Origin of the sequence: Desulfovibrio sp. Huiquan2017 (assembly GCF_017351175.1) — a bacterium.
Taxonomy (GTDB): Bacteria; Desulfobacterota; Desulfovibrionia; order Desulfovibrionales; family Desulfovibrionaceae; genus Pseudodesulfovibrio.
The window spans coordinates 1-12,584 of sequence record NZ_JAFMPN010000028.1; the positions used below are offsets into that span (position 1 = coordinate 1).

Annotated in this window: 8 protein-coding genes; 6 read left to right on the forward strand and 2 right to left on the reverse strand. The window is 51.0% G+C overall.

Annotation, left to right across the window (positions count from 1 at the left end):
• Positions 1-584: 584 nt before the first annotated feature.
• The 4 genes from J0909_RS18010 to ahbA all read left to right on the forward strand — a co-directional run bounded on the left by J0909_RS18010 (position 585) and on the right by ahbA (position 3,235).
• A complete protein-coding gene (locus J0909_RS18010) occupies positions 585-1,169 on the forward strand; it encodes a TetR/AcrR family transcriptional regulator (RefSeq protein WP_207265059.1) in 585 nt (194 codons plus the stop codon).
• Between the two features lie 55 nt (positions 1,170-1,224).
• On the forward strand, positions 1,225-1,995 hold the full coding sequence (locus J0909_RS18015) for an MBL fold metallo-hydrolase (protein ID WP_207265061.1): 771 nt from the start codon (positions 1,225-1,227) through the stop codon (positions 1,993-1,995).
• Between the two features lie 14 nt (positions 1,996-2,009).
• Complete coding sequence (locus tag J0909_RS18020; RefSeq protein WP_207265062.1) at positions 2,010-2,651, forward strand: phosphatidylserine decarboxylase family protein; 642 nt, start codon at positions 2,010-2,012, stop codon at positions 2,649-2,651.
• Positions 2,652-2,755: 104 nt separating this feature from the next.
• On the forward strand, positions 2,756-3,235 hold the full coding sequence (ahbA, locus tag J0909_RS18025) for a siroheme decarboxylase subunit alpha (protein WP_207265063.1): 480 nt from the start codon (positions 2,756-2,758) through the stop codon (positions 3,233-3,235).
• 337 nt (positions 3,236-3,572) lie between these two features.
• Here the strand turns inward: ahbA and J0909_RS18030 are convergent, their stop codons facing one another.
• Together J0909_RS18030 and proA are read right to left on the reverse strand one after the other, a co-directional pair.
• Positions 3,573-4,643, reverse strand: a complete 1,071-nt coding sequence (locus J0909_RS18030) for a DUF4236 domain-containing protein (RefSeq protein WP_207265064.1) — start codon at positions 4,641-4,643, stop codon at positions 3,573-3,575.
• A 28-nt stretch (positions 4,644-4,671) separates the two neighbouring features.
• The gene (gene proA / locus J0909_RS18035; protein ID WP_207265065.1) at positions 4,672-10,572 is read right to left on the reverse strand and encodes an anti-phage protein ProA; all 5,901 of its coding nucleotides are present in this window, start codon (positions 10,570-10,572) and stop codon (positions 4,672-4,674) included.
• Between the two features lie 884 nt (positions 10,573-11,456).
• On the opposite strand from proA, the gene J0909_RS18040 reads away from it, so the two are divergent.
• Both J0909_RS18040 and J0909_RS18045 read left to right on the forward strand, forming a co-directional pair.
• Complete coding sequence (locus J0909_RS18040) at positions 11,457-12,050, forward strand: structural protein (protein ID WP_207265066.1); 594 nt, start codon at positions 11,457-11,459, stop codon at positions 12,048-12,050.
• Positions 12,043-12,435: a hypothetical protein gene (locus J0909_RS18045; protein WP_207265067.1), complete on the forward strand. Its 393-nt coding sequence runs from the start codon at positions 12,043-12,045 to the stop codon at positions 12,433-12,435. Before J0909_RS18040 ends, J0909_RS18045 begins: the two co-directional genes overlap by 8 nt.
• Positions 12,436-12,584: the final 149 nt, after the last annotated feature.

Consider the following 12,584-nt stretch of genomic DNA (forward strand, 5'->3'; position numbering starts at 1 on the left):
TCGTGAACTTATGACGCGCGGTAAGTGCGTTTCACCTCCTTCTGGTTACGAAATTATCCGGTAGATATGCCTTACCATATGACGTCGCAAAACCTTCGCGCAAGCTCTGGCGGGACGATTTCTTCACCTCCCGCCATTTTTTTCGCGAGCGTGACGCAAGCAGCCGCCAGCGCAAGGCCAAGCCCTTCGGGCGGACGCTTCGCGATCCGGCCTTGCCCCGACGACTTTGCTTGCGTCGTCATCCACGCAGGCGACGGCGAGAGGGATGGCGGGTTCGACTCCGACTCAAGGGATGCTGGCTGAGCCTCCTGGAAAAGACAAAATGGAAACTTGCAGCACGAGCTGAACTGGCGGTTGCCGATCTTTGCGCCCAGCTCACGGCATGCAGATGACTTGGCCATATCGTGCAAAACAAGTGAGCCAAGCGGAACGGTCTATTCTCCAGCACGGCTTTTGCCCTGATCCGCTACCTTCCGGTAGGTTGTTGGGCTGGTAGAAGTGTGGAAATAATTCTGGACCAATCGTTCCAATTTGGTTATCTTTCCTCTAGTTGAAAGCGATTCGCCCATAAAAGGGAAAGTTTTATGTCACGTCACCAGGAATTCGACTCGGAAGAAGCGTTGCATCAGGCAATGAAACTTTTTTGGCAGAAAGGGTATGAAGCCACGTCTATTGTGGATTTGTTGAAAGTAACAGGCTTAAGCAAAAGCAGCCTTTATGCAACGTTTGGAGGCAAGCGGGACCTCTTCTTGGCAGCATTTGACACGTATCGTGACGCTCGCAGGGAAGAGGCGAGCCGGGTGCTTAGTCATTCTCCTGCCCGAGACGGGGTCGAACAGTTTTATCGGATTATTCTTGAGGGAGCCAAGGCCGACGAGTTCACTAATGGTTGTATGAGCATTAACCAAGCCGTCGAGATGGCTCCTCACGACGAGGATGTTCGTGTTCGAGTGAAGCAAGATTTTCAGTGTATGGAGAGAATGCTGACTCAGACAATTGAGCGAGGCCGGATTGATGGGTCCATCAAAGGACGGAAAACCCCGAGGGAACTCGCTAGAATACTTGTCGTCGCTTTCCCTGGCTTGCAGGTAATGGTCCGTGCCAAATGCGATAATGAACGACTCGACGAAGCTTTCAACTTAATGCTCTCCCTTCTTGATGAGGAATAATTTTTTTTAACCAATTCTGGACCGTGCGGTCCAATAAAAAACGGAGCTTATCATAATGAAATTTCAACAGATTAGAAATGCTACGGCAATCATAGAATACGCAGGAAGACGATTTCTTGTAGATCCTATGCTGTCGGAAAAAGGTTCATTTCCTGGATTTCCCGGTACAGCGAATTGCGAAATGTCTAATCCCCTGGTCGATTTGCCGGTGCCTATCCATGAACTGAGCCATGTCGATGCCGTGATCCTCACTCACACGCATGCGGACCATTGGGACGAAGCCGCCAAGGCCGCCCTTCCCAAGGACCTCTTGATTTTCGTCCAAAACGAGCAGGACCAGGAAGAAGTGCGTTCAGCGGGATTCACGAATGTCCGTGTAGTGAGCCCGGAAACTGAGTTCGAGGGGATTCGTTTGATCAAGACCCCCGGTCAGCATGGCAGTGACGCGATTATGGAGAAGTTAGGTGACCTGCTTGGCACCGTCTGTGGCGTCATTTTCAAGCATCCTTCTGAAAAGACACTCTATCTGGCCGGGGACACTGTCTGGGATCATCACGTTGAAGGGGCGTTGAAGGTATACAACCCTGACGTTGTCATCCTCAACAGCGGCGATGCTCAAGTGGTCGACCTTGGCTCCATCATCATGGGCAAACAGGATGTCCTGAGGGTTCATGAAGCCGTGCCGAACGCCAAGCTTATCGCTACCCACATGGAAGCGGTCAACCACGCGACACTTTCAAGGAAAGAGCTTCGAGAGTTCGCGGTGGAGAACGGATTTAACGAAAGCATTGCAATACCGGAAGACGGCGAAACCGTAGTGATCTAACGTGAGGTCTTGATATGCGATCACCAAGCATTGGCATAAGCCCTGAAGGCTTTCCCTGTATCGGGTTAACAGGCCTGTCCGCTCTCGTCCTGGCCGTATTGGGCTGGGCCGTCCCAGCCTGTGTCGTTTTGTTGTTGTGCTGGTTTTCGGTTGGTTTCTTTCGTGACCCTGAACGCGTTGTCCCACAGGCTCCGGGCCTGGCAGTCAGCCCTGCCGACGGGAAGGTCATCCGAATGGCAACAAAGTCAGATCCCATGACGGGCGAGGAGCGGCTCTGCGTGAGCATTTTTATGAGTATCTTTCAAGTTCACGTTAACCGGGCGCCGGTTGCGGGAACCGTGAAAGCCATAAAATACTGGCCTGGGAAATTTTTCAACGCCTCCCTCGATAAGGCCAGCACAGATAACGAACGATGTGGCTATTTGGTTGTTGATGAAAGTGAGTCGCCGTGGAGCATGATTCAAATCGCAGGGTTGATTGCCCGTCGTATAGTCTGTCGAACAGAAGAGGGAGATTCACTTGAAAGAGGCCAAAGATACGGGCTCATTCGATTCGGTTCGTGTGTCGAACTCTATTTGCCTCAAAGCTATCGTCCTACAGTACAGGTCGGGGAGTACGTTCTCGGAGGGCAGAGCGTGATCGCAGAGCGAAAATGAAATCCTCCTATTTGATTGCAATTGAATCTCCCGCCGAATGGAGACTAACGAACCGTTTTACAGTGTGTTCTGCGAGGTGCGCAGTCGTGAGACAAGATGGCGAAATGGATGAACTGGATCGGCAGCTGTTGGACATAGTACAGACGGGATTCCCGTTATGTTCCCGCCCATACGCCGAGCTCGGCAAACAGGTCGGTATAGATGAGAAAGAGGCGATGTCTCGTATCCGGAGAATGCGCGAATACGGCATCATTCGGCGTGTAGGTGCCAATTTTGACGCATACAAACTCGGCTGGGTTTCCACCCTTTGTGCGGCCAAGGTCCCAGCTGAACGGATGGATACCTTTGTGAGCGTAGTAAACAGGCAGCCGGGGGCTACTCACAATTATGAACGGGAAAATGAATTCAATATATGGTTCACGCTAACGTCCCCCACTCGAGAAGAAGAGGCGGCGACATTAGAATCCATTGCTCGTGAAACCGGTGTAAAAATCCTTAATCTGCCAGCTAGTCGGCTGTATAAGGTCAAGGTTGATTTCCAAATGAGCAACAGGAAAAAAAGAGCCGACGGTCAGCCAAGCTAACAATCGGCAGGTACTTATGAAAATACAAGAGATACGGACCAAGAGCATCATCAACAAATCCAACCTGCCGATAGCTGGGTTTTCAGTCAATCCCAGATTCATTTGATGCTCTTTGCCAACTTCTGCAACAGGAGGCGGACACTCCGCTGAAGCGCGATGTCGAGGTGGAAGAGATTCGAGTAGTCGTGATCGATTTGACGAAACGGGGAAGGTTGGCTGAATAACAACTTGCCAACTTTAGCCCTATAAGAAACACCAAGAGCTATTCCTTTCTGGTAGGTGCTCCACAAGAGCACATGGGGCCCCGGGATGGCGCAGGTTCTTATAGAAAAATTATTTATTTAAGTGTGTTAGAAAACTCTTTGCTAAAATTCACCGGAGAGTCAGGCTTTGATGTCATTAAAAAGAAGAACATCCCTGAATTTGATTTGATTTTCAGCTCTCCATACAGGCAAACTGGAATTTCGTAATTATCTTTAAATCTTCGGTCAGGGCCACCATTTTTATTTGGATGCTTCCATGTATGACCGACAACTTTTGCATCACGCGGTGGGTTCTCTTCAATAAACTTTGTGGTGTTATCGGTAATAGAAACATCGCCGTACTCCACAAAACCAACTCCCTTGCTGTCGTAAACAAGGATTCCATCTGGCAACATGTATAATGTCTGCTGCCGTGCCTTCATTACAGGCACATCAATATTTGTGTTCACCCAAGGGGGTTTGCCCTCACCAACTTGAACAGCTGATCTGCTGATAAGATTGCTTGCACCTGCGTTTAATTTTGATTCATGAGAATCATAAATATTGCGAGAATCTACCAAGGCCCAGACATTAGCATTTGAGGCAAGATTGTTGAAAGCAGATAGCAGCTTCTTGAAAGACTCTCCTTTATCGTCTTCGAATTCATATGTAATTGTGACTGTGCGTCTTTTAGATTCCCAGACCGCCATTGCTATTGTAGCCAAAGTACCTATGATCGCTGTGGCAATTCCGACCATCTTGTTATTGTTTAATAAAACAATTGACAGGAAAATGAAAAAGCCACCACACAAATAGTCAAACCTGAATCCTTTGTATGAGTTATTAAGGGTTGAGATGAGTTCCTTTCTTGATTTTGATGTCAATTCCTGTGAGCTTGCAGAATTAAACTGAACAGCATCAGGATGAGAAGAATGAACAATTTCTGTTTCCCTTGGGGGCGTGACATCATTTGTAGGAGCAGAATCTTCTCCTCCTAATTCCTGACGATAATAAAGCCCATATCTGCCTGCATGTAGGTAGCTTTTCCCATTGGGACGGACACCTACTCTAAACCCTTTAACGCCAACCGATGCGCCAATACCACTCTTGGACAAGTTAAATCTTACTGGCCCAAGCCGTACAGATTTTCTTAGATAAAATGCCATTTCATCATCCTAGTTGTGACTAATTCATCTAGCGCATGAAGTACGTTGAGAGGCAATTGCCGAGGTACTCATTAACCTTCTGCGAGAGCCGCTTAACCCCCAGGATATCCGCCAAGTCACGGACTCTGTCTTTGCTCATTACAAGTTCAGGATGGTCAGCTATGAGCCCGAATAGTTCGTGGCGCGAGATGTCTGTGACGGCTCTGCCTTCGATGGACCTATAAGGGACCTTTTCCTGATAAGTTCCAGGTGACCAGATAAAAGTCGCCTTACCTTCCTTGCGGAGTTCATTTTTCCCGAGACAGGTATCGATTTGCTGCCTGATATTGGCCCCGGTCCTTTTCCAACCATGGGCTTTGCAAATGGTCCGGGCAAGTCGGTCGGCCTCGATGGGACCCTCTATCTCTACCAGATAGTCGATCAGTTGACAGAGAATCGGTGTGTATCCGGCATCAAAGAAACGGTCTGCATTTGGTTGGACGGGCCATTCGATGGATGAGACGGTACTTGATGCCGCCGAGTCTTCCACGCCGGTTGATTTGGCATATTTTGAGCTTTGGTCTGGTGATTCCGTATCCGCATACGGAAGTTCCAGTTCATTGCCTATATTAGGAAGTTTTACTTGTCTTGAAACCTGAGGTTGCAAAACAGGATCTTTCCAGTTCGGTTGTGTTTTTATTGTTTCCGCAACAAGCCCTTCAGGCACCTCTCTCCATTCTTCATTTTGCTCGGCTTGTTCCTTGGCTTGGGCTTCTAGTTCCTTCTCTTTTGGGCGGGACTTCTCGAGAAGTTCTTCTAGTTCCGTATGAACCCGTTTGAGGGCTTCCGTAGGATTCATGAACCAGTCTGTCGACCAAATGCGAATAATGCTCCAGCCGAGGTTGCGCAGCACGCCCTCTCGGATTTCGTCACGATCTCTGGCACTCGCCGAACTGTGGTAAGTTGCACCATCGCATTCAATGCCAGCGAGGTAGGCCCCTGCATGGTCGGGATGGACTACACCGAGATCGATGCGATAATTGGAGACGCCGATTTGAGGCCGCACCTCCCACCCCTTATCGCACAGCGCTGTCATCACGGCCTCTTCGAACGGGCTTTCAGCCTCTCCAACGGAGTCGGAGTTCATGGCGGGTAAGGCAATTGATCCTTTTTTTGCATAATCCAGAAAATTCTTGAGGTGGGCCACTCCAAGGGATTTTGTCCTGGATGTGTCAATATCGTCGCCATCGATAGATGAAAAAACATGCATTTCGGCCCGAGCTCTCGTGACGGCGACATTGAGTCGTTTTTCGCCGCCATCCAGGTTGAGTGCGCCGAAGCTCATGGACATCTTGCCTGCGTTGTCTTTCCCGAACGTGATGGAAAAACACATAATGTCTCGTTCGTCTCCCTGAATATTTTCCAGGTTCTTGACAATCACCGGTTCCTCCCGATCTTCGCTGAAATACCACTCAAGCTTTGGATTGGCCGTCCTGGCTTCGTCAAATAGGTTGAGGATGAGTTCCTGTTGCTGAATGTTGAATGTTATTACGCCAAGCGTGGGACGGCTTTCTTCTGGGTATTCGAGCCAGCCTTCCAATCGGGATTTGGCGAACTGCACAATCTCTCGCGCTTCCACGATGTTTGTACGGCCGGTACCTCTTGCATAGAGCCCGTTGTTTTTGTGGAAAACAAGCGCGTCCGATTCCGTTTTGGGGGACGGGAAGGTGATGAGTCTACCACCATAATAATGGTGGTTGGAAAAGGCGATCAGCGACTCATCTCGGCTGCGATAGTGCCAGTTTAATTGGATTGGGGGGAGGCCCGCAGCCTCGGCTTCTTCGAGAATGCTGGGGAGGTCCTTTTCGTATTCCGCTAAATCTTCCTGGTCTTCGTCGTCTGTCCGGCCAAAAAAGTTGGTGGGCGGCAACTGCTTCGGGTCCCCCACGATGATGGATTGCTTCGCCCTGGCGATAGCGCCGACAGCATCCCACGTCGTGATCTGGGAGGCTTCGTCGAAGATGACCACATCGAATTGTGTCTGATCGGCAGGTAGATACTGCGCCACGGACAGCGGAGACATCAACATGCATGGCGCCAGTTTGGTGAATGAGGTCGGCATGTTCTCGATAAGTTTGCGGATGGAGAGGCTGGGCCGTTGGAGCCCGAGTTGGTGGCGCAGTGTGCCCAACTCAGACCGACGGGGGACTCCGTCCTTGCTCGGGAGGTCGTGGGTAGCCATCCTCAAGACTTGATCAGAAGCCAGCTCTTGTACCCTCTTGTCGTGTTTTCTGAATTCCTTAATTAAGTCTTCGTGGGTCCAGTGACGGAAGCCGCGGAGTTCGGAACTGGCGTCCAGGGCGAGGGGTAGCCACCATTTGAAGTAGGCCACCCGGAAATTTTCGCGGGCGTTATCGATTTTCTTCGATTTGAGCGCATCTAGGAAAGGGGCCAATCCCAAAGCACGGGCCTGCTCCCGGATGGCAATCCATGGGACCCAATTCACTAGCTGCGTTTTATTGTCCAGGATATGGCGCAGGTCTTTCCCGAGGGATTCTATGGACGTGATGTGTAGCTGTCCTTCGGCGTGAGCCGAATATGCATCACATACGTTTTTGAATTTTTGCAAGGCCAATTGGAATTCGTCGGCCATGAGCGCCGCTTCCGATTTGCCCTGCCGCTTTTGCAGTAAAGCTTCCAGCGTTGCACCGAAATGGTTCACATTGGCCGCATGCCGACGCACCTCATTGAGCGCCTGTTGCAATCTGCCTGCCTGCGCCAGGTATTCGGACACCTGCGTCCCGTCGGTTGCTTCCTCATGGAAAACGGGTAGGCCCGCCAATTCACTTTGAGAGACGGCTTCGAGATTACTCTGAAGCTGCCGTAACGGATCAATTTCTTTGGCGACATCCACATTGCCGGCTGTAGCGTAGCTCTGCAGCAGCTTGGTTATCCGTCGGCGACCTAGGGCGGAGAACGGCCACATCTTGGCATTCGCCTCTCGCCATTGCCGGTCTATGTCGTCTATGGGGATGCGTTGCAGTTCCGAGTTTTCGTAGCTGGCTGACAGGTTGGAGCGGGCTTGATGGATGGTGGCGATGGCCGTGTTTAAGGATGCTGCGGCCTCTTCCAGCTGGTTCAATTCTTTGTCCACCACGTTGTGGTAGTCCTGCTCCGCAGTGATTTGGCAGACTTCGTAGAATCGGCGTAATTGTTTTATTCTTTCGAGATTGGTTTCATCGGTCTCGGGTAGGCCTATTTCCTCGGCGAGGGTTGCAGCCGTTTTCCGGAGAGCAGGGATTGCGGCAAGAACGGATTCAGCGCGTTCAATCAGAGCTGTCTCCCATTTAAACGACCAATCCTTCGTCTCAATGCTGTCGAATCCTTCGCAGTCGCGAACTCTGGCGTACGTGTTCGCCGCTTTTATGGCCGTATCCTCCAGCCGACGAAACATCGCCGGGTCGTGCGCCCGAAGGTTGTCGAATTTCAGCAAGCATTTCTGCTGATGCCCCACGACCATACCGATGGCCTGGAAAATGCTAAAACCATGGCTCCCTGGAGCATGCAGCTGTTCGACATACTGATTGAGGTGGTCCCGCGTGTCCTTGAGCCGTTCCGTTTCGATTTTCCACGCGCTGGTGGTATAAATTTCGCTTCTCTCCCATGCGGCTCCTAGCTGCTCCAAGACCTGTTTCCGGTTCGTCTTGTTGGAATGAAGCTCAAGGCAGACATTGCCGAGGCCGTATGCCTTCAATCGACGGAAGACGACGTTGAGTGCGGCCGATTTTTCCGCAACGAAAAGAACCCGTTTGCCGACGGATAGACATTGGGCGATCATGTTAGCTATGGTCTGGCTTTTACCAGTGCCCGGAGGGCCTATCACGATGAAGTCATATCCTTTCATCGCCGCGACAACGGCGGCCAGCTGCGAACTGTCGGCCGGAAGCGGCGTCAGCAATTCCCGGGGGGAGATCGTCTTGTCGATTTCGCTCGGGAGGGGGAGACAGGCTTCGCCGCAGGCCTGTGCGAACGGTGTTTCAGGGGAATCGATTAAGTGCTTGACCAACCGATTGTTTTTCAGGTCTTCGGTCCGATCAACCAGATCCTTCCACATCAGATACTTGGCAAAAGAAAACGTGGAGAGCGCCGCGTCTTCGACCACTTCGAACCCGGGGACGTCTCGCACCACTTGGCGCATGCGGGCGAATACCAGCGGGACATCAATGCCTGCGTCATCGGTGGGTAGTTCCCCCTCAAGCTCATGTACTTTGAGTCCGAGATCCCGTTGTAGGAATTGCAGAAGTGTGGCGTTGATTCGAATGTCATCTTCGTGGTGTGTCAGGTAGAAGTGGGATTGCGCAGAGCGTCGTTTGAGCGAGACCGGGAGAAGCAGGACGGGTGCCCGATAAATGGTAGGATCGTTTTCCGCTTTTTTCCACCTGAGAAAGCCGACGGCAAGGTACAGGGTGTTGGCTCCTCCTTCGACCATTTCGCTATTGGCCTTGCGATACAGGGTAACCAGGCGGTTGCGCATGTCATTCCCTGTGAGCGGAATGCAGAGTTGCTTGCGCTCCATGGCGTCCTTGGCGAACTCTTCATGGATATCCTTCCCCTGCTGTTGGCGGTAGAGCTCTGGGTCGCGAGCCCCGATCGGGTTTTCGTCCTTCAGCGAGATGATGCGCAAAGATTTCCCTTCCGCCAGCATGTCTTCCAGCTTGGGCAGGTCCGGGCACAAGACGGGAATGGTCTGTTTGGTATCCTTGAAGTTGAGCAGCCGGTTGCGAAGGGTGAGGTCGAGGAGCTTCCGCTGCCAGCGGTCGATTCTGCCTTGGGCCGTTTGCGGCGTTTCGTCTATGACTTCGCCCGGCAGCATGCCGAAGTCCGGTTCAGGGGGCAGGGCGGCGGGCGCGACCTCCACCGTTTCCGCTTCCGGAGCCCCTTCCGTCAGATGCGAAGCCAGCGGGGTGATCCCTGCGAAGCGCGCTCGCCGAATGTCGATGGCCCTCTCGAAATTGTTTTCGTTCTCTTCGCCGAGTTGTCCTTTGGCGTTCTGGACGGCCTGGGTAAAATCGGCAACAGGCCGCATCGTCACGAGCGTTGTTTCAAATGCGATGAACTCCCGCGCGGCGATGGCTTTGCGCAGTTCGACGACATCGGGTTCTTCGATGGATGGGAGGGTCTTGTCCGTCAGCCATACCCCGGCGAAGGCATGCCCTTTGGTGAAGATGACGATCGGGTTGAGGCCCGCAGCCTCCAGCGCACCGGCGAAGAGCAACGCGCCGTCCAGGCATGTGACAAGCCCTTCGTCCTGGATTCGTTTAGGGGTTCGGATTTTTTGCCCCGCGAGCTCGAACGAGGCCGGAGGTTCCGCATAGCTCAAGGCCATGCCCGTAATGGCGGACCAGATTGCCGCCGCAAGCATGTACGCTCGTTTGGGGTTTTTGCTTTGATATCCGTCCAACGCCCCCTTCCGGCCTGTTTTTTCCAACAGCATGCTTGCGTGTTTGCAAATCCGGGCAATTGCGGGATCATTGGGAGAGGTGAATGCGGCGAGGATACTTGCCATCTCATTCACACCGCCCCATTCGTCGCGGGCAAGCAGTCGTATCGGCAAAATTTGTTCGGTCAGGACCGTTTCTGCCTGTTTAAGTCGAAAGTTGAGTTGTCCCTGCTCCGCCTCATTAAGGCCATCGAAGAATGCAAAATCGTACTTCAGACGCAAATCGGAAAGCGAAAGCCCACTGCGGGCACTGATCCGATCGATAGCCCAGGTCCTGCTTTGGCAAAACGGAGGATGTGGAATGAGCTCCAACGTCAGGTTTTCAAAGGGAGTATCTGAGGTGTTTTGGATCTCAATGCACTGGAGAACCGGCACCGAATTCTGTGCGGAGGCAAAGTTGACGCATTCCGCAGAGGAAATTTTAAGATTAAGGATTGTGGCTATGTCCATGTTTCCCTCGGGGATCAGTCTGCTCTATGAAAAATTTTGACCAAATATGCGGGAAAAACGGTACACAATATAGACTTGGTTGAAAAGTAGGATATGTTTTTGACTTGATGGGGTATTCCTTTTGATGTCCTGTCGATATAATTAGCGCATTGGCTATTGTTCGTCTCGTGTCCGCTATGTGTCCGTTTTTCCCACGACGCCATGCGAAAAACGACGACATTCCGCGCTTTCCGCACACCATGCTACAGTGTGTTCCGAAAAGGCTTGGCGGCGAATAAGTCCTGTTTAATTATTATGTTATGATTTGTTGTAAGTTGAATGTCCCCAAGAATGGCATTCAAGAGGTCGTGGGTTCGATTCCCTCCAGCTCCACCAATGAATTTAAAGAGGTTATCCATTGTTTTGGATAACCTCTTTTTTGTTGTGGGGTGGTATCTGATACCTTTCTTGTTTTCGGTAACTGCTTATCCTCATGGGACAAATCTCCATAGGCCGCTTGAACGTTTTTGTTGAGGGTAAAATCTCTCTCTTAAAAGTCTGTCAACAAGAAAATACGNAAAGAGGTTATCCATTGTTTTGGATAACCTCTTTTTTGTTGTGGGGTGGTATCTGATACCTTTCTTGTTTTCGGTAACTGCTTATCCTCATGGGACAAATCTCCATAGGCCGCTTGAACGTTTTTGTTGAGGGTAAAATCTCTCTCTTAAAAGTCTGTCAACAAGAAAATACGGTAATTTTAGTGCACTTTACCGACCTTGCCTTGTCTTTGAGCGACATGAAGACACATTTGGCAGACAATGGCATGCCCCGCGTCTTTTCTCCGAAAAATCTGTGTTAGGCTTTTCGCAAATAAACGAATGGCCTACGGGCAAGGGAGAATTGAAATGACAAAGGATTGGGTACAGCACATTGGTGACGACCAGCTTGTTTATGGTATGCCGAAGCGGATGGTCGGAGTTTCAACACAAGAAAGCTTGGCAAGGTTCAAGAAGGCTGAAGCTGCGCATGAAAAATCAAGGCAGTCGAAAAGGTTTGATCCGAAAGGTGATTACTATTGGACTGTCCACCCCAAACCCAAAGCCTGCGACACTTGCAAGGCAATGGAAGGCAAGGAGTTCATGGAAGAACCCGAACGCCCTCATCCGAACTGCAAGTGTGAAATCAAGAAGCATCCGTTGCGGAGACCGAAACGATATATTAATGGTTCGTTAACAGGACACTCAAGAGAGGTTTTCGTAGGTGGCCGGCAGGTTGATATTTTCTTTGAGGGAATATCAGGGGGGATTACTTCCGGTGTTCATCTCTACAGCAGCCAGGGACATTCGGAGCAGATTGCTTGTATGCCTTTTTCAAGCAACTCAACAACACTGATTGCCGCTGGCGATCCGCCGGTAAGCTGGAGCATACAGTTGGTCGCAGCAGGCTCGGACAATGTTATGATAAATTACACGATCGAATATGAGGAGTGGAATGAGTAAGCCGGGAGTCGTGGCTGTTGCTCTTTGCGTGTGGCTGGTGGTGCTTGTTGGCTCGTCAGCCGCATTCGAGGTTGATGTGCCATGCGAGAGCGTGAAGATCATATACGTCGGCAAAGGGAGGCGGCATTTGTCGGACGGAAAGGTTGAGGCAATCTACGGAGCGAGTGTAATGCTCGAAAAACCAAACAGTAACTTGATAGAGGCTCGGCTCAATTGCCCTCATGGGAATGTTCTTGTTCGAGTTGGCGCCAGTTCTTTCGAGTTGCCGAAAGATGCGGTCTCCACTGGGGGAGATTGGTTCAGCGTTGACTACTCTAATCCAGAAGAGGCTCTGGATGCAGCTATGAGGATGTGCCCGGAAAAAGTCAAAAGCTTTCTTCCGTGAGCCGAGGGCGGATACCCTCCCGCAGCCTCAAATCACCGCTTTTCGCCAAAAATTGGTATCATAGCCAAAAAATCAGTAATGATTTCAAATGATACAAAGCCAGCGTCATGAATGGCATTCAAGAGGTCGTGGGTTCGATTCCCTCCAGC